Annotated in this window: 14 protein-coding genes; 4 read left to right on the forward strand and 10 right to left on the reverse strand. The window is 55.3% G+C overall.

All coding sequences use genetic code 11. The annotated features are described in order from the left end of the window. Window positions 1–21 precede the first annotated feature (21 nt). Complete coding sequence (locus tag H2508_RS03940) at window positions 22–789, reverse strand: SDR family NAD(P)-dependent oxidoreductase (RefSeq protein WP_182169066.1); 768 nt, start codon at window positions 787–789, stop codon at window positions 22–24. Next, window positions 789–1,619, reverse strand: a complete 831-nt coding sequence (locus H2508_RS03945) for an SDR family NAD(P)-dependent oxidoreductase (RefSeq protein ID WP_182169067.1) — start codon at window positions 1,617–1,619, stop codon at window positions 789–791. The genes H2508_RS03940 and H2508_RS03945 overlap by 1 nt, the downstream gene beginning before the upstream one ends. A 351-nt stretch (window positions 1,620–1,970) precedes the next feature. Between H2508_RS03945 and H2508_RS03950 the strand changes: the two genes are divergently transcribed. Further along, the gene (locus H2508_RS03950; protein ID WP_182169068.1) at window positions 1,971–2,840 is read left to right on the forward strand and encodes a TlpA disulfide reductase family protein; all 870 of its coding nucleotides are present in this window, start codon (window positions 1,971–1,973) and stop codon (window positions 2,838–2,840) included. A 35-nt stretch (window positions 2,841–2,875) separates the two neighbouring features. Here H2508_RS03950 and H2508_RS03955 read toward each other — a convergent pair whose 3' ends face one another. Continuing rightward, window positions 2,876–4,294 carry a dihydrolipoyl dehydrogenase gene (locus tag H2508_RS03955; RefSeq protein WP_182169069.1) on the reverse strand — a complete coding sequence of 473 codons (1,419 nt, stop codon included), beginning with the start codon at window positions 4,292–4,294 and terminating at the stop codon, window positions 2,876–2,878. Window positions 4,295–4,527: 233 nt separating this feature from the next. Here H2508_RS03955 and H2508_RS03960 point away from each other — a divergent pair, with 233 nt between their 5' ends. Then, window positions 4,528–5,277 carry a succinate dehydrogenase iron-sulfur subunit gene (locus H2508_RS03960; protein WP_182169070.1) on the forward strand — a complete coding sequence of 250 codons (750 nt, stop codon included), beginning with the start codon at window positions 4,528–4,530 and terminating at the stop codon, window positions 5,275–5,277. 201 nt (window positions 5,278–5,478) lie between these two features. Beyond that, window positions 5,479–5,694 carry a DUF3820 family protein gene (locus tag H2508_RS03965; RefSeq protein ID WP_182169071.1) on the forward strand — a complete coding sequence of 72 codons (216 nt, stop codon included), beginning with the start codon at window positions 5,479–5,481 and terminating at the stop codon, window positions 5,692–5,694. Window positions 5,695–5,735: 41 nt separating this feature from the next. On the opposite strand, the gene H2508_RS03970 is transcribed toward H2508_RS03965, so the two are convergent. Next, a complete protein-coding gene (locus tag H2508_RS03970; RefSeq protein ID WP_182169072.1) occupies window positions 5,736–6,704 on the reverse strand; it encodes a zinc-dependent alcohol dehydrogenase in 969 nt (322 codons plus the stop codon). A gap of 234 nt (window positions 6,705–6,938) precedes the next feature. Between H2508_RS03970 and dauA the strand changes: the two genes are divergently transcribed. Further along, window positions 6,939–8,684, forward strand: a complete 1,746-nt coding sequence (dauA, locus tag H2508_RS03975; RefSeq protein WP_182169073.1) for a C4-dicarboxylic acid transporter DauA — start codon at window positions 6,939–6,941, stop codon at window positions 8,682–8,684. A 69-nt stretch (window positions 8,685–8,753) separates the two neighbouring features. Here dauA and H2508_RS03980 read toward each other — a convergent pair whose 3' ends face one another. The 6 genes from H2508_RS03980 to H2508_RS04005 all read right to left on the reverse strand — a co-directional run bounded on the left by H2508_RS03980 (window position 8,754) and on the right by H2508_RS04005 (window position 17,335). Next, window positions 8,754–10,235 carry a sensor domain-containing diguanylate cyclase gene (locus H2508_RS03980; RefSeq protein ID WP_182169074.1) on the reverse strand — a complete coding sequence of 494 codons (1,482 nt, stop codon included), beginning with the start codon at window positions 10,233–10,235 and terminating at the stop codon, window positions 8,754–8,756. A 254-nt stretch (window positions 10,236–10,489) separates the two neighbouring features. Beyond that, window positions 10,490–11,362 carry a hypothetical protein gene (locus H2508_RS03985; RefSeq protein ID WP_182169075.1) on the reverse strand — a complete coding sequence of 291 codons (873 nt, stop codon included), beginning with the start codon at window positions 11,360–11,362 and terminating at the stop codon, window positions 10,490–10,492. Window positions 11,363–11,589: 227 nt separating this feature from the next. After that, on the reverse strand, window positions 11,590–12,393 hold the full coding sequence (locus H2508_RS03990; protein ID WP_182169076.1) for a DODA-type extradiol aromatic ring-opening family dioxygenase: 804 nt from the start codon (window positions 12,391–12,393) through the stop codon (window positions 11,590–11,592). Next, window positions 12,386–14,284, reverse strand: coding sequence for a propionyl-CoA synthetase (locus H2508_RS03995; RefSeq protein ID WP_182169077.1), 1,899 nt, complete (start codon window positions 14,282–14,284; stop codon window positions 12,386–12,388). The genes H2508_RS03990 and H2508_RS03995 overlap by 8 nt, the downstream gene beginning before the upstream one ends. Window positions 14,285–14,345: 61 nt before the next feature. Then, the gene (gene zapE, locus H2508_RS04000; protein WP_182169078.1) at window positions 14,346–15,485 is read right to left on the reverse strand and encodes a cell division protein ZapE; all 1,140 of its coding nucleotides are present in this window, start codon (window positions 15,483–15,485) and stop codon (window positions 14,346–14,348) included. Window positions 15,486–15,544: 59 nt separating this feature from the next. After that, on the reverse strand, window positions 15,545–17,335 hold the full coding sequence (locus H2508_RS04005; protein WP_182169079.1) for an acyl-CoA dehydrogenase C-terminal domain-containing protein: 1,791 nt from the start codon (window positions 17,333–17,335) through the stop codon (window positions 15,545–15,547). Window positions 17,336–17,394: the final 59 nt, after the last annotated feature.

A 17,394-nucleotide genomic window follows, 5' to 3' on the forward strand; every position in this document is an offset into this window, starting at 1 on the left:
CACTCGGTTAATCAAGCTAGGCTAAAAAGTGTGGGGGTTGACCATCACCCCGCCATCCACATCCAAGGTAGTGCCAGTGATAAATGAGGCCCGATCCGAGCAGAGGTAGGCCACCGCATCGGCGACTTCTTCCGGCTCGCCCAGCCGGCGCATGGCGTGCACTGTGGCGGTGTTTTCTTCAGCCCCGGGCACCTTGTCAAAATAATTGAGCATGGCTGGCGTGCGAATACCGCCGGGGTTGATGGCATTAACACGAATGTTTTTCTGGGCATATTCCGCAGCCGCGGTTCGGGTCAATGCAATCACGCCGCCCTTGGCTGAGCTGTAAGGTGCCTGCATGGTCTCGCCGCGAACCCCTGACAAGGAAGCGATATTCACAATGGCGCCGCCACCCTGCTTCAGCATTTGCGGGATTTGATATTTCATACACAGCCAAACGCCCTTCAAGCTCACATCATGGGCCAGCTGCCAGTTCTTTTCTTCGACATCGACCAAGGGCGCGAAGCCGCCACCGAGCGCGGCATTATTACTCACGCAATCTAAGCGGCCAAAGGCAGCCACGCACTGTTCGACCATGGCTTGCACCTGATCTTCCTTGGCGACATTGGCGTGAATAGCCACGGCCTCTCCGCCCTGGGCGCGAATCATAGCGACAGTTTCTTCGGCGCTTTCTATGGAGTAATCAACCACCGCGACTCTGGCACCGTCTTTAGCAAAGGTGAGCGCCGTGGCGCGGCCAATGCCACTGCCAGCGCCAGTTATCAAGCCGACTTTATTTGGCAGCAACATTAAGCCTGATCCGTAAAGAGCTTCTTATGCAGCTGCGGTGCAAAAATAACCGCGCGATCATGCTGCTCTAGGGCTGCCTCGCTAGTAGCCAGCCAGTGGATGATCTCAGCAATGGCTTCGGGAGGAGTCGGCTTAAAGCGCGCGGCAATGCTGTCATCGAGGCCATTGGCCTTCATCACCTCGGTCAACACAAAACCCGGCTCCACGGAGAAAAAACGCACACCGCTGTCTTTGTGCTCAACGCGCAGGCTCGGCACCATGCGAATTAAAGCCGCTTTGGAAGAGGGATAAACAAAGCCCCAGCCACCTTCATCGGCCGGTGCTGGCGGATCGGTAATCGCAGAGCCAGAGACCATATTGATCACCGCGCCGCTTTTTCTTGCCAACATGCCAGGCAAGAGCTTTTTCACTAAGGCCAGTGGCGTTAGGACGTTGCCCATATAGATATTTTGCGCTTGCTCAATTTCCACATCGAGCACCCGCTGCATATTGCCCGGGCCTTGGTAGCAAGCGTTATTGAACAGTAAGTCGACCTGGCCAAAATGCGCTATGGCTTGATCCGCCGCCGCTAAAACAGAATCGATATCCAAAATATCCGAGCGAACGCAGAGTACCTCAGCGCCTTCTTTTCTCGCGGCTTCAGCAGTAGACTCCAGGCTGCCCGGCAGTGCGGTGGAGTTCGACTCCCAGCTACCGTATTCGTTCTTATCGCCTTCCTTGAGGGTGCGCGCGGTAAGCACTAGGTTGTAGCCATTTTTGGCTAACTCGATGGCAGTGCAAGCGCCAATGCCGCGGCTTGCGCCGGTGATAAATGCAACGGGACGTGACATGCTAGCGGCCTCCCAGTGAAATAGCTTGCGGCGCTTTGGCTTGACTTGCTTGCTGATAGCCCCGAGAAGTTTTCATGATCATGCTCTGCTCCCTTGTTATTCAATCTTATCTTGGCACTGCCCCAAACTGCGGGCGGCGAATAGTGAAGCGCTTCAAGATACGGCGCTTAATCTGGGCTTTCAATGACAATGTCGCAGCCCTGAGCACAACTAAGCCTAAGAAAATGAACTTAGGCAGTCATCTTGCCTCTTAGAAAAGGAATATTGTGTGATGCCCAAGTATTTCAAACCGCCATCGCGCACTAACAGCTGCAAAAGCAGTAACACTCATCGAACCAAGGCAGGGAGCTAATGCTGTCATTTAACCTGGGGCCACTGGCCCTATCGGTCTCCCAAGCGCTAATGATTGGCGCTTTTTTAGTGGCCTTGCTGATCGGCAAATTAACTGCCGGCCGGCGCGATATCGCCATTGGCGATGTTCTATTCAACCTGGCATTGATTGGCTTTATCGCCGCGCGCTGTGCTTTTGTGGCGCGCTACTATAGTAACTATGGCCTAGACCCTGTGGCCTGGATTGATATTCGCGACGGTGGTTTCGATGTAATCATCGGGCTCATTGTGGTGCTGCTCTACGCGGGCTATTTGGCCCTGCGCCAAGCAGCACTGCGCATACCACTGGGCGCTGCTTTGCTCGGGGGCTTAGTCACCTGGGGCTTAACTGGCGGTCTGCTGGGGCAGATTGAAAACCAAGCGAGCCGCCCACCCGAACATACGCTTTATACACTCGATGGCCGCGCCATCGATTTAGCCAGCTTACAAGCGGAAAATGCCAATCGTCCCATGGTGGTCAATCTCTGGGCGACCTGGTGTCCACCCTGCCGAGCAGAAATGCCGCTCTTGCAGCAGGCTCAGCAAGAGCGCAGCGATGTCTTGTTTGTCTTTGTTAATCAGGCAGAGAACGCAGCAACCATTGAACATTTCATGAGCACAATGGACTTAACAATGGATCATGTCGTTCAGGATCGGCATCGAGACATTGGTCGCTTAGCGGGCTCAGCCGCCCTACCCACCACCCTGTTCTACAATGCCGAGGGCCGTTTGGTCGACAGCCACCTGGGCTTACTGTCTAGCGCTACGCTGGCCCAGGCACTAGATCGCCTCGGTGCTGCAGAGGATAGTGCTAAGCCAGCAAGCCCCAGGCCAGCAACGACCAGCCCATAAACAGCAGGGTTAAAAATAGTCGATGGACTGGGCCGCTAACCTAGGGCCCAGTCTGCTGTCTCACGACAGAGTGGCAAATCGGGCTGGCTGCGCTGCTTGCCAATCTCCCGCCGCAGAGCTTGCAGCGCGCTGCGCAGGCCCTCCTCAATGGTCGGATGATAGAAAGGCATCTGCAATAGTTGATCAACGCTCATATTTTGCTGAATCGACCAAGCCAGTAGGTGCAGCAAATGCTCGGCATCAGGGGCCACTAGCTCCGCGCCAAGCAGGCGGCCATCTTCGGCATTGGCATAAAGTTTTAACAACCCGGCATTGCGCCCCGCCATGAGCGCTCGGCCTTGCCGACTGAAGTCGACACTGCCGCTGACCACGCCACTTTCGGGTAGCTCATCGCGCCTTAAACCAGCGTAGCCCGCGCCGGGTTCAGTAAACACGATAGCCTGGGGCGTGCGCCGGGCCAGACACTCCGCCTCGGGATGCAGGGCGTGATAGGCCGCAATGCGTCCTTCATCTGCCGCCTCGTGCATCAAGGGGCGCAAAGCGCTGATATCACCGGCAATAAATACCGGCAGATCAGCTACCCGCAGGGTGATTGGATCAAACAGGGGCACTCCACGGCGGTCGAGTTCCACTCCTAAGTTTTCAAGACCGAGACCCTCAACATTGGCCCGCCGTCCCAGCGAAGCCAGCACCCAATCGACCTCAACTTCATGCCCCGCGCCCTTCATCAGCACGCCGCCATCACTGTCATGCAATGTCACATCGGCATTAGTAATAACCGTCATTTGCTGTTTGATGACCTCAAGCATAGAGGCATTGAGATCTGCATCGCGCAGGCCGGCCACATTTGGGCCGCGGGTAAATGCATGCACTTCGCAGCCTAGCTGAGCAAAGGCCTGGCCCAACTCCAAGCCAATCGGCCCCAATCCGACCACGCCAATACGACGGCCTGGGGCCTCAAGCTCAAAGACCTCGTCGGAAGTCACCACACGATCACCTAGCGCACGCCAAGCTTCCGGCAGGTTGGGCCGGGTGCCAGTGGCAATGATCACGCTCTGGGCTTGAATCCGCTCGCCATTGACTTCCAGGGTGTTGGCATCGAGAAAACGCGGCTGGCCATGAATGCTGTTTTTGCCAAGTGACTTAGACAGTTTAATCGGGCCCGCGATAAAGCGATCACGCCAGCTGCGCACATGAGCCATGACAGCGGCCAAATCGACCTCGAGGGCCTCGCCACCACGAATACCACTGGCTGCCAGCCACTCCCGACGGCCGTGGGCATGGGCCACTTCGAGCAGCGCCTTTGAGGGCATGCAACCGACTCGGGCGCAGGTGGTTCCATAGGGCCCGGCGTTGATCAACAGCACATCATCTGTGTAGCGCTGGGCCTCTTTTAATGCGGTCAGTCCAGCTGTACCGGCGCCAATAACGACGACTTGTACTTGTCTTGTCATGTCTTCTCCAAAGGATTCAATAGCATCTGATAAAGCCGAATGAGTGATGGCCTGGCAGATACCGACACTGTACAGCGCTGAGCCACAGTATAGCCTTCAAACTACTGCCTAAGTAAGCGCTGCTACCGCGATTAGCCAGCATTCATGTTCTGACCTAGACTGGAATCATATCCCACTAAGCAATCGCTTAGAGCAATGCGCTGCCCTAGTGCAATAGCGCCGGAGTTTGCCTCATGAAAGTGTCGATTTACCGCTACCTGCCAGAGGAGGATGATCAACCTCGGATGCAGGACTATGACTACGACTTGCCGGAAGGCCAAGATATGATGGTGCTCGATTTACTCGAGCAGCTAAAGCGAGAGGATACCACGCTCAGCTACCGCCGCAGTTGCCGCGAAGGCGTTTGCGGTTCCGATGGTATGAATGTCAACGGCTACAACTGTCTGGCTTGCATCACGCCGGTATCGAGCCTGCTCAAGGGCGGCAGCCTACCCTCAGGGCAAGTCATTAAGCCGCGGCGCAGCGAGGCCGATATTGTCATTCGCCCCTTGCCTGGCCTGCCGGTGATTCGCGATTTAGTGGTGGATATGGATATGTTCTACAAGCAGTACGAACGTATCAAGCCCTACCTGATCAACGATAAGCCGGCACCGCCTATTGAGCGCCTGCAATCACCCGAAGAGCGCGCCAAACTTGACGGCCTCTATGAATGTATTTTGTGCGGCTGCTGCTCGACGCAGTGCCCCTCATGGTGGTGGAACCCAGAAAAATTTATCGGCCCAGCTGGCCTGTTGAACGCCTATCGCTTTTTGGCCGACTCGCGCGATACCGCCACCGAAGAACGCCTAGCGGCCATGGATGATCCCTTCTCTGTGTTCCGCTGCAAAGGCATACTAAATTGCATTTCTTTTTGTCCCAAAAAGCTCAAGCCCCGCGCCGCTATTGGGGAGATTGAAAAAATGCTATTGCGCCGCGCAACATAAATCGCCTGAGCCCAGCCTAGCGGAACGGCCCTCGCACTGCGCAGCACAAATAAGGCTATTTTCTTGAGGGAGGGCTAGTAAAATTAACACGGCGGTCTATTGCCCTATATCTTGCGGCAATTACTCAGCTTAAAGGGCAGCCATATCAGCTAAAACTGTTGTTTAATAGGCCCCTGCCCTTATCAGACAGTTAAAGACAAGATGGACAGCAAAGACTTAGTGGAAGCCATTAATCAGGTGATGCCTTATGGCAAGTATAAAGGCCGCCAGTTACTGGATCTGCCGGAGCCTTACTTGGTTTGGTATCACAGCAATGGCTTCCCCAAAGGCAAACTCGGTTCGCAACTGGCTTTAATCTACGAGGTTAAACTCAATGGCTTGGAAGGCATGTTGCGGCGCTTCCAGCGCAAACCCTAATCAAGCACCCAAGTCCAGGCTAAGTGCAGCCTTGCTGCTCCTTAGGGTTCCAAGACCACTTTGATCGCGCCGGCACGGCGATCCCGCGCAGTGGCAAATGCCTCTTCGGCCGCCTCTAATGGAAAGCGATGCGTGATTAATGCTTCGCCAATCTCCGGCTTGCTGGCCAAGATGGCCGCGGCGATGTCCACATCCCGAGCTGGCCCCGAGCGGTTGTACTGCATCGCAGGTATCAAGTTAATCTCTTTCGCGCAGATCTGATCGGCGGGTAAGTTCAGGCCTTGCCAGTAGCTGGCCAGCATAATAATGCGGCCGCCGCCGCGGGTCATGGCCACGCATTGGCGCATCGATTCATCGCTTCCTGCAGCATCAATCACTACATCAAAGCCTTCGCTGGGGGCTTCATGCAAGAGCTTCGCACCAAGGCGTGCACCCGCTTCACGCTGTCTGTCGTGCCGGGCCAGCAGCTCAACCTTGGCGCCACTGACTTGGGCACTGACCACAGCACACAAGCCAATCGGCCCTGCACCGACAATCGCCACTCGCTCAGCGGGCCGCAGGCCAGCGCGCCGGGTGCCATGCACGGCAACCGCCAGGGGCTCTACTAGACAAGCGTCACTGACCGCCAAGCCTGCGGGCAGGCGCACTATCGATGATTCAGCTACTAGGCATTGCTCGGCCATGCCGCCATCCTGCCCTACGCCAATAATGGCTGCTACGCCGCGAACGCAACGGTGATAGTCGCCATGCTGACAGGCGCTGCATTCCCAGCAAGGGTCCAGTGGCTCCACGGCGATGGGGCTGCCATCATCTAAGTAGCCAGCAAACTCATGGCCTAAGGTTGCCTGCAAAGGATAAGCCGCGATCATATGCAAATCTGAACCGCAGATGCCGGCACTGGCCACCCGCACTCGCACACCTGGGCCCTGGGGAATGGGCACATCGAGTACTCGCGCTTGATGCTCGACACAGCGCACGGCTTTCATGGTATTACTAGTGTTTGTGCTCATTGCTCAGCTCCGCAAGGCCGGTACTTATTGTTATGCTGTGTGGCAGAACTTGTCACTGTTAAGCTCCTTTAGGCTTAATGATTGAAACCGAGGGGCAAAACGCCTTATAAATAAGGCACTATCACCAAGGCATGTAAATTGGGGGCCCCGCTTATTCTTAGATAATAAGCGACTAGCCTATTGAACACGAACTTCGCTCAGGCTACAGCGCAGATTTGTTAAGGAGTCTTCTACATGGCGCAGCGCAAACATCTCTTATCACTACGTTTGGGACACGCCCTGCGCGAAAGCTTGGCGGAAGGCTACGGCCGCCCAGAGTTACTAAGAGATATTATTGCGGGCATGACGGTTGGGGTGATTGCCATTCCCCTGGCCATGGCGCTGGCGATTGCCAGTGGCGTGCCGCCAGAATACGGCCTCTATACCGCGATTATTGCCGGCGCTTTTATTGCGCTCACCGGGGGTAGCCGCTACAGCATCTCCGGCCCCACCGCGGCCTTTGTGGTGATCTTATATCCGCTGACTTCGGAATATGGTTTAGCGGGCCTGCTGCTCGCCTCCATCATGTCCGGCATCATTTTGATTATCATGGCCTATGCCCGCTTAGGGCGCTTTATTGAATACATTCCCCAGTCGGTCACCTTAGGTTTCACCGGCGGCATTGCCATTGTCATCGCCGTGTTGCAAATACCTGACTTTATCGGCGTCGACATTGGCAAGATGCCCGAGAGCTTTATCGGCAAGCTCGCCAGCATTGGCCAACACTTCAGCCAACTCAATATTGCCAGTGTTATCACAGCCCTATTCACCCTGGCGGTAATTTTCTTGTGGACCAAACTGCGCACCCGCATTCCGCCTTTTTTACCTGCCCTGGTCTTGGCAAGTTTGTTGGGAGTTGTGCTGAGCATGGCTGGTATGCCGATTGACACCATCGGCTCGCGCTTTCAGTACGCCTTAGCCGACGGCTCCATGGGCGCCGGTATACCGCCCTACTTGCCGACCTTTGACTGGCCTTGGAACCGGCCCGGCCCCGATGGTCAAAGCCTCAGCCTGTCGCTCGACCTAGTCTCTAAACTCTTACCCGCAGCCTTCGCCATTGCCATGCTAGGGGCTATTGAATCCCTGCTCTGTGCAGTAGTGCTCGATGGCATGTCGGGCAAGCGCCACAGCGCCAATAGTGAATTACTGGCCCAGGGCATGGGCAACGTTATCACCCCATTTTTTGGCGGTATCACCGCCACCGCCGCTATCGCCCGCTCGGCAACCAACTATAAATCCGGGGCGGTTTCGCCCATTGCCGGTATCGTGCACGCCATCGTGGTGTTGCTGGGCTTACTCTTGTTGGCCAAAGCATTGGCCTATGTGCCAATGCCCGCCATGGCCGCCTTGTTAATGGTGGTGGCCTGGAATATGAGCGAAGCCCACAAGTCGGTCAAAATATTAAAAAAATCCCCGCTTGGGGATATTCTGGTTCTCTTAACCTGCCTCTCGCTGACCGTCTTGTTCGACATGGTAATTGCCATCACCGCAGGTGTGGTATTAGCCTCTTTGCTGTTTATGAAAGAGATTGCCTCTTTAACTCAGGTGCTAGATATCACTGACGATAGCAATTATGTGCAGTCTAAAGTACCGGAGTGCTGGAAGGTTTTTAAAATCCGCGGCGCCCTATTCTTTGCCGCCGGCGACCGAGTATTTTCAGAGCTGGCGCAGAAAATTGATGGCTTAGAGGGCGTCATTGTGCACATGCACTACAGCTCTTATCTCGACAGCGGAGGTTTAAACGCCATTGACCGCTTGATTACATATTGCGACGAACACCAGACCAAAATCCGTTTTTCGTCCTGGCAGTTCCAACCGCTAAAAACCTTGGCTAAGGCGCGCAGTGAACAACTCGGCCCCTTGGATCTATCTTATTCAACTTTAGAAGAAGCCATTGAGGATGCCAGGCGCATCAAAGCGTTGCCAGGCTCAGAAAAATGAGTTCTGCCAAGGTTCTAGACTGTCTCCTACTGCGGAGCTAAAGGACCGGAATATTAAGCCAAGCGCCCGCTAGACTAGGGGCGCTTGGCAATGCCGATTCCGCCCAGCTTGCTTGGCCCGGTACAATGCCTGATCGGCACTTTTGAGCAGGACATCAGCCGCCACTGCCTGCTTAGTATCCGGCTTAGGCTGCCAGGTCACGCCACCGGTGCTGACAGTGATCGCTGACTGCAAGCCAGCAATATCGGCCACCACCTGACTCAGTCGCTGAGCGACGGCATGACAACCAGCTTCATCGGTATCCGGCAGTAAGAGCATGAACTCCTCGCCACCCTGGCGAATGGCACTGTCGTTAGCTCGGGCTAATTTTCGCAACTCAATCGCTAAGCTGCGCAGGGCAAGGTCCCCTGCCGGATGGCCAAAGTTATCGTTGTAACGTTTGAAGTGATCGACATCGATCAATAGTAAAGACAGTGGCTCGCCACTGCGGGCGCTGCGCTGCAACTCCTCGGCCAGTCGCTGATCTAGTTCACGGCGATTACCGAGCTGAGTTAAGGGATCAGTGGTAGATAACACCTCCAGCTGATGATTCAGTGATTGCAGCTCGCTTTGGCGCTCGAGTAACTCGGCTTCAGCGCGCTTTTGCGCACTAATGTCCTGAATCTGTGAGACAAAATAAGCCGCTTCGCCGGCTTCATCGCGGACCATAGAAACACTGAGCAGAGCGTGAATTTGCTGGCCGTTTTTGTGAAAGTAGCGCTTTTCCATGCGATAGCTATCCCGCTTACCCTCGAGTACCTCGCCTAGAAAAGCCAGATCCAAATCGAGGTCCTTCGGGTGAGTCAATTGCTGGAAATCGATACTTAAAAGCTCGCTGTCGCTATAACCGAAGATCTTGTTCAGGGCATTATTAACCCGCAACCAACGCCCCTCAACACTCACCAAAGCCATGCCAATTGGCGCATATTGGAATGCACTTTCAAACAGCTCGGTGTTTTCTCGCAGAAGGCTGAGCGCTTCTTGGCGGCGGCGATCCGTTTGGTCCTGCTCAATGACTTGGCCGATACGCCCAGCCATTAACTCAATCAACTCGACATCGACCTCATCAAAGGCTCGCTCGCGCTGCTCAGGCGCGGTGAAATTGATGGTGCCATAGATTTCGCCCTCGACCCAGATCGGCGCTGCTAGATAGGCCTCAAGGAGCATCTGGCGGTAGGCAGGATGCTTAGCGAAGCTGGCATCTTTAGCGGCATGGGCAACTGCCATACTTGTCTGCTGGCTGATAACCGCCGAGCAGTAGGTATCTCCAAGAGGCAGCTTATCGCCCACCGTAAGGCCAGTGGTATCGGGCAGCACTGCGAGGATGTGGTATTGATCATCACTGATGCGGCTGATGATGCCCACTGGCATGTCGAATAAACGTATCCCCGTCATGAGATAATCAGCATACAGTTCGCTATAGGACCCGTAGCGGCTTAAGCTTAAGCGGTGAAACTCGCGGAAGCAGGCCGTTAAGCGATCAAGACCAGTATAGCTTTCTAAATCTGTCATGAACTGAAGCATCTATACTGTGAACCAAATAGTATTCTACTTAGTGTTCTGCCTTCAGCGAAAGTAAATTTCTCGGACAAGCCTAAGTCTTGGTAATTCTCAGAGTGATAGCTAAAGTCGAGTGGCTGCACTAGCTAAGAATTGGATGTAGAAATAGGAATTGGAGATAGAGGGCGCTAACTTTAAATTAGGGAACGGCGTCCCCCGCATTCGCGGGGGATAAAAATACTCAACTAAGCCAAAGCCCTGGCGACTTATAGCTGCCGTCTGCGCTGATTCATGGCCAAAGCTAGCAGTACAACCAAGCCGGCCAATAGCGAAGTAGCTAATGCTGAAAGAGTCGGTACCGCTTGAGGAGTACTGGCTGCTGATTTACAAGCCGTACCTGCCGTACTGAAGCAGTAGCCCTGATTCGATAGTACCGAGTCGCCGTTAGCGTAGCTGGGGTCATCGGATTCAACAAAAATAATCTCAATGCCATCGCTGCCATCGGCGTTCTCAATACCGCTCACTTTGTCATCGGCATCATCAAACTTGGCATCTTTGATAGCAATCTCGATATCTCCAGTCGCTTCGTGAAGAATGATCTCGAAGGTATTGATAGCTAACTCGGGTTCGTCGTAATCAGCTACGTCATAAAAACCAACAATAAACTCGCGGCTGCCTACGGCGCCCCGAGTTTCCGCGCGAATAATGCCACTCTCACGCGTATCCATATCTTGCCACCAGCCCGCTATAACATTATTCGGGTTGTTGCTATCCGGGATTGGGTCGGCACTACAGCAGCCATCCTCTCCACTGGGAGAAAATGAAATAAAGCCATTGGAAGATACTTCAACTTGGGTGTAGCTATTGCCGTAGTAATTAAAGCTAAAACCAATCGGCGTTGTGGCGGTGTCATCGTCTTCGTTATCTAGGCCAAGATCAGTACCGCTAGTTCTGATGTCACGCAAGTTCAAAGGAACAAGTGTCCCTTGGTAACCATAAGCGTCCGGGCCTGGAAAGCTGACTGCTTGCGCTGTACTGGACAGCATGGTGCTTAAAAACACTAAGGCCGCCATTTTACGAATTGCTGCGCCAAAGCCATGAGGATGAAGTTTTATCAGGGCTAGTCTCTGCTGAGTCATATCGAAATCACTCCAGTAGTGAGATTTATGTTATCTCTGTCATTATTATTATCGACGACAAACCATCTTATCGATAAGAGCTATTGCTACTAGGCCATTGTTAACTATCAATAGATAATTAATAAAAAAACCCAATTTCAGCCTAGCACAATACGAATGGACTTTAAAACAGCTAGGCTAAGCCACTTTGGCCCCTAGGCAGCGCAACTTCAAGCTGCCATAGACATCTATTCCCAGTAATAACAACTGCCCAGCATGCGCAGCATATTAAAGCGATAAACCGCGCTCGCTGCTGAAGCTGAGGCGCCGTAGCAGACATGCAGTGGCAGTAGGTGCTCTTCCCGTGGATGGCAGTAGCGCGCGTGGGGTGCAGTGCTCCATTGCACAAGGCGCTGTTCGCGCTCGGTCTCATCCATTGACTGCTCGCCCAAGGTCTCGACTAGCCAATTTTCAAAGGCTTGGTTGCGCTGATAAATATCGGGATCGGGCTTGCCAAAATAAGCCTGCAAGTTGTGAAAAGAAGAGCCCGAACCCAGTAGCAAAACATTGGGTCTCTCTAGCCTTGCCAGGGCCTTGCCCATGCGGATATGCGCCGCTGGGTCCATGGAGCGCAGCAACGAGAGCTGGATACAGGGGATCGATGCATCGGGATACATGATCTTTAAGGGAATGAACAAGCCGTGATCAAAGCCGCGCTCGGAATCAGCGGCCGGGGCCAAGCCTTCCGCCGCTAAACACTGGCGAACTTCCGCGGCCAATTCGGGATGCCCCGCCACCGGATAGCTGATGCTGTAAGTTTCTGGCGGAAAACCCGAGTAGTCGTAATACAGCGGCGGCGCAGAGGCCTCAAGTACCGTGGCAACATCTGCTTCCCAGTGGGCACTGACTACAATGATCGCCTCGGGCCGGGGCATGTTCGCTGCCAGTTGCTTTAAGGTCGCTACCAACTCCATATGTGCCGGATCCCCCATCAGCGGCAGTGGGCCGCCGCCGTGGGAAATATACAGGCTACGCAAACTCCGCTCACTCATTGCGCAAGTCCTTAAGCTGTGCCGCCACTTCATCCACACTGGCTGGATCATCAATGGTCGATGGCACCGTGTAGTCCTCACCATTAGCCACTTGGCGCAATAGCTTGCGCAGGATTTTGCCGGAGCGGGTCTTGGGCAGGCGCGGCACTACCAGCGCCCGTTGGAAGCAGGCAATGGCGCCAATATCCTCGCGAATCCGGGCCACCAATTCTTGCTCTAGGGCCTCAGGCTCAATTGCTGCACCATCTTTAAGAATCACTAAACCCAGGGGCAATTGGCCTTTGAGCTGATCGTCAACGCCGATCACCGCACATTCGGCTACCGCCCCGTGAGAGGCCAGAATTTCCTCCATCTCACCGGTAGACAGGCGGTGCCCTGCCACATTGATCACATCGTCAGTGCGGCCCATGATAAAGACATAGCCCTCTTCATCCCGGTAGCCACCATCGCCAGAGACATAGTGGCCGGGATAGCTAGAGAGATAGCCCGCTAAAAAGCGTTCGTGGTTACCCCACACCGTACTCAGGCAACCGGGCGGTAGCGGCAAACGCAAGGCAATCGCCCCCTGCTCACCGGCGGGCAACTCAAGTCCACTGTCGTCGAGAATGCGTACATCGTAGCCTGGCACGGGGAGTGAGGAAGAGCCCGCTTTGCTCGGCTTGGGATCCAAGCCCATTAAGTTGGCACAAATAGCCCAGCCGGTTTCCGTCTGCCACCAGTGATCAATCACCGGTTTGTGCGAGTGTTCGCGCAGCCAATCATAAGTGGAGGGGTCTAAGCGCTCCCCTGCGACAAAGATATATTGTAGGTGATCGAGATTGTGCTGCTTTAATTGGGCGGCCTCGGGATCTTCCTTGCGAATGGCTCGAAAGGCAGTGGGCGCAGCAAACAGCGCTTTCACCTGATGCTCTTCTACCACCCGCCAGAAAGCAGCTGCATCAGGGGTGCGCACAGGTTTGCCCTCGTAGAGCACGGTAGTGCAGCCTGCCAACAGCGGCGCGTAAACAATGTAGGAGTGGCCCACTACCCAGCCCACATCCGATGCCGCCCAAAACACCTCACCGGGGGCCATGTCGTAAACCGTTCTCATGGAATAGCACAGGGCCACCGCGTGGCCGCCATTATCGCGCACCACCCCCTTGGGCTTACCGGTAGTACCCGAGGTATAGAGGATATACAACGGGTCAGTGGCCCGCACTGGCACGCAATCTGCCGGCTCAGCACTGGCGATGACTTGGGCCCAATCCAAATCCCGCCCGCTGGTCAGTTCGGCTTGGCACTCAGGGCGCTGCAGCACGATACAAGAGGCTGGCTGCTCGCTGCAGAGTTCTAGGGCTTTATCGACTAAGGGCTTATAGGGAATAACGCGATCGACCTCGATGCCGCAGGATGCGGTCACCAAGACTTTTGGCTGGGCATCATCAATGCGCAGCGCCAACTCATTGGCCGCAAAACCGCCGAACACCACCGAGTGAATGGCGCCCAAGCGGGCCACCGCCAGCATGGCGATGACGGCCTCTGGCACCATCGGCATATAAATCACTACGCGATCGCCCTTGCTCACCCCCTGGGCACGCAACAGCCCGGCAAAGGTAGCCACGGCATCGCGCAGCGCTAGATATGTGTACTTGGCTTGTTGCTGAGTGACGGGAGAGTCATAGATCAAGGCCAGTTGATCGCCGCGGCCCGCTTCGACGTGATGATCGAGCGCCATATAGGCCGTATTCATCTCGCCATCGGCAAACCAGCTCGCGACACCATCGGCATCACTGCGCAAAATTTCAGTGGGGGCGCGGTACCAAGGCAAGGATGCCGCCTGCTCCGCCCAAAAGCCCTCTGGGTCCTTTAAGGATCGCTGATATTCTTCCTGGTAATCGCCTTGTTTGCTCATAAGCCCCTCCTCTTTGCCAGCTTTTCAGGATAGCCGAAAGCAGCGGCTTTCTGCTAGTGGCCTACTCGCTTGCCGCTCTGCCAAAGCGCTGCAACTGCATTTCCTGTAAGCGGCTCAGGGTGCGGCGAAAGGGAAAGGCTAAGTGGCCAGAGCTGTAGAGCTGATCCTGTGGCAGCGCCGCTTCGATATACAGGGGCACTCCGCGGTCATAGCACTCATCGACTAAGGCAATAAAGCGCCGCACGCTGTCATCTTTGATCGACAGCTTAGGCAGCTTGCGATCTCCGGCGGCCACTTGCTCCGCCGCATCCTCAGTGCCCCGAGCGATGCCTTTAGTCTGCTCAGTAGAACTCAGCTCCGGCACCTTGCCCAGCAAGATAGCCGGAAAACGATCGCAGAGGGCAATGAAGTCTAAGGCGGAAAAAGGCTGTTCACAGAGCTGATCAAAGTGCAGCCAAAGCGCTGCCTCGCTCTGTGCCTGCAATGTTAAGCGCCGGTTATTGATGCTTATCGCTGCCTGACTCACTGGCAACCCAGCGCTTAATTCAGCGAAGACCTTGGCCAAGGCCTCGGGCTCATTGACCCAGTAGCGCGTGTGGCCAGCGCCCGGGTGCAGGCGGTGATCTTGGGGGCCATCCACCGCGACGATCTGCATATTGCGCTCAATCGCTGCAATGGCGGGCAGAAAACGCTGGCGGTTAAAGCCATCGGCGTAGAGCTGTGAGGGAGCTTGGTTGGAGGTCGCGACAATCACCACGCCGGCATCAAACATGGCCTGAAACAAACCACCGAGCAGCATGGCATCGCCGATATCCCCGACAAAGAGCTCGTCAAAGCAGAGCACCTGCAGCTCCTGGGATAGTTCCTGTGCCAGTAGCGCTAGGGGATTTTCTCTGCCGCTCAGGGCAAAGAGGCGCCGGTGCACCCACTGCATAAAGTGATGAAAGTGCTGGCGCCGTGCTGGCACCCGCAAGCTGCGATGAAAGGCATCCATCAGCCAGGTTTTACCCCGGCCGACCGGGCCCCACAAATAAACCCCGCGAGTACTGCGCGGCAGCTTGCTGTGCAGCGCCTGAAAACAAGCCTCAAGCGCTGCCACCGCCCTTTCCTGCGCCCGATCCTGGACAAAGCCCTGCTGCTGTATAGCGTCGTGGTAAGCTTGCCTCGGTGAAGGCCAGCTCTCGCTTAGGCTGCTATCCATAGTCAGTCATGGCCAGAGAGGCTTTATCCAGCCGCCCAGTGCTGCACAGCAGCGCCGGCTTAAAAGCTCTCCTCGAGCAGCGCCATAATGCTTTCAGGGTCGGCCACCATGGACTCGGCCAAAGCGCGAGTACGGGGCAGCAAACGCTGGAAGTAGAATTTAGCGGTGGTGACTTTAGCCTGGTAGAAAGCGGCATCGCCTTCACCGGCTGCTAGCTTCTGCTGCGCGACTAAGGCCATACGCGCCCAGATATAAGCAAAGGTCACGTAGCCGGAGTACATCAGGTAGTCCACCGAGGCGCTGCCAATGATGTCTGGGTTCTTCATCGCGCCCTCACCCACTTGCTGGGTCAGTGTGCCCCACTCGGCATTCAGCTCCTGCAGGCGCGGAATAAAGGCCGCCATCTCAGCATTGTCCTGTTGCTCCTGACAGAACAGGTGAATCACTTTGGTGAAGTTCTGCAGTAGCTTGCCGCCGCTACCCATCACCTTGCGGCCAATCAGGTCCAGGGCTTGGATGCCGGTAGTGCCTTCGTAAACCGTGGAAATGCGGTTATCGCGAGCGACTTGCTCCATACCGTGCTCGGCAATATAGCCGTGGCCACCGAAGACTTGCATGCCAAGGTAGGTCACTTCCTGGGCGGTTTCGGTGCAGAAGCCTTTGGCGATCGGAGTCAAAAACTCGAGCAGGGCATTGGCTTGCTCGGCCTCTTCGGCTGAGCCATGCTTACTTAGGTCAATCTGCTGTGACAGCCAGTACAAAAAGGCCCGTGAACCTTCACTGATCGCGCGCTGGGTCATCAGCATGCGGCGCACATCGGGGTGCACGATAATTGGGTCGGCTGGACCGTCGGGATTTTTAGGGCCGCTGATAGCGCGCATTTGCAGGCGCTCTTTGGCGTAGGCCACAGCGCCCTGATAGGAGCGCTCACACATGGTCAGGCCCTGCAAGCCGGTGCCAATACGGGCGAAGTTCATCAGTTTGAACATCACTTTGAGGCCTTCGTTTTCCTCGCCCAGCATAAAGCCGCGGGCGCCGTCGTAGTTCATCACACAGGTGGCCGAGCCATTGAGGCCCATTTTGTGCTCGATGGAGCCACAGGTGACATTATTGCTGTCGCCGAGAGAGCCATCTTCGTTGACCCAGATCTTGGGCACGATAAACAGAGAAATACCCTTAGTACCTTCCGGCGCTCCTTCCACTCTGGCCAAAATCGCGTGGATGATGTTGTCGGTCAGATCCTGCTCACCACCGGAGATAAAAATCTTGGTGCCGCTAACTGTCCAGGTGCCGTCGCCATTGTCTGTTGCTTTAGTGCGCAGCAGGCCCACATCGGAGCCACAGTGAGCCTCGGTTAGGCACATAGTGCCGCCCCACTCACCGCTCAGAAGCTTAGGCAGGAAGCGCTGTTTTAACTCTTCAGTGCCGCCATTGAGCAGACAGGATACCGGCGCCCCAGAGAGGCCGCTGTACATACTCCAGGCCCAGTTGGCTGCGCCGACCATTTCGTTGACAAACATACCGATCGAGCTGGGCAGGCCCTGTCCGCCCTCCTCGGCCGGGATGGTCAGTGACTGCCAGCCACCTTCGCCCCACTGGCGATAAGCTTCGGCAAAGCCATCGGGGGTGGTGACGCGGCCATTGTCAAAAGTACAGCCCTGTTCATCGCCAGTGCGAAAGGTGGGCGCGACCACCTCTTCAGCAAATTTCGCCGCGTTATCGAGAATCGCGTCTAAGAGCTCCAAACTGACTGTCTCACAGCCGGACAAGTTGGCGTAGTGCTGCTCACTATCGAGAAAGTCCTTGAGCACAAACTGCATGTCTTGGCGTGGCGCTGAGTAGGCAAGCATAGAAAGATCCTTTGTTATCAATCGTGTTTAAGAAGTTATTGGTATTTGGCGCAATAAAA

The sequence above is a fragment of the Sediminihaliea albiluteola genome, assembly GCF_014077625.1.
Lineage (GTDB): Bacteria > Pseudomonadota > Gammaproteobacteria > Pseudomonadales > Halieaceae > Sediminihaliea > Sediminihaliea albiluteola.

What these genes read in the sequence shown, in the direction of transcription:
- H2508_RS03940 (WP_182169066.1), bottom strand. Translation starts at nt 789, where the DNA reads ATGTTGCTGCCAAATAAAGTCGGCTTGATAACTGGCGCTGGCAGTGGC.
- H2508_RS03945 (WP_182169067.1), bottom strand. Translation starts at nt 1,619, where the DNA reads ATGTCACGTCCCGTTGCATTTATCACCGGCGCAAGCCGCGGCATTGGC.
- H2508_RS03950 (WP_182169068.1), top strand. Translation starts at nt 1,971, where the DNA reads ATGCTGTCATTTAACCTGGGGCCACTGGCCCTATCGGTCTCCCAAGCG.
- H2508_RS03955 (WP_182169069.1), bottom strand. Translation starts at nt 4,294, where the DNA reads ATGACAAGACAAGTACAAGTCGTCGTTATTGGCGCCGGTACAGCTGGA.
- H2508_RS03960 (WP_182169070.1), top strand. Translation starts at nt 4,528, where the DNA reads ATGAAAGTGTCGATTTACCGCTACCTGCCAGAGGAGGATGATCAACCT.
- H2508_RS03965 (WP_182169071.1), top strand. Translation starts at nt 5,479, where the DNA reads ATGGACAGCAAAGACTTAGTGGAAGCCATTAATCAGGTGATGCCTTAT.
- H2508_RS03970 (WP_182169072.1), bottom strand. Translation starts at nt 6,704, where the DNA reads ATGAGCACAAACACTAGTAATACCATGAAAGCCGTGCGCTGTGTCGAG.
- dauA (WP_182169073.1), top strand. Translation starts at nt 6,939, where the DNA reads ATGGCGCAGCGCAAACATCTCTTATCACTACGTTTGGGACACGCCCTG.
- H2508_RS03980 (WP_182169074.1), bottom strand. Translation starts at nt 10,235, where the DNA reads ATGACAGATTTAGAAAGCTATACTGGTCTTGATCGCTTAACGGCCTGC.
- H2508_RS03985 (WP_182169075.1), bottom strand. Translation starts at nt 11,362, where the DNA reads ATGACTCAGCAGAGACTAGCCCTGATAAAACTTCATCCTCATGGCTTT.
- H2508_RS03990 (WP_182169076.1), bottom strand. Translation starts at nt 12,393, where the DNA reads ATGAGTGAGCGGAGTTTGCGTAGCCTGTATATTTCCCACGGCGGCGGC.
- H2508_RS03995 (WP_182169077.1), bottom strand. Translation starts at nt 14,284, where the DNA reads ATGAGCAAACAAGGCGATTACCAGGAAGAATATCAGCGATCCTTAAAG.
- zapE (WP_182169078.1), bottom strand. Translation starts at nt 15,485, where the DNA reads ATGGATAGCAGCCTAAGCGAGAGCTGGCCTTCACCGAGGCAAGCTTAC.
- H2508_RS04005 (WP_182169079.1), bottom strand. Translation starts at nt 17,335, where the DNA reads ATGCTTGCCTACTCAGCGCCACGCCAAGACATGCAGTTTGTGCTCAAG.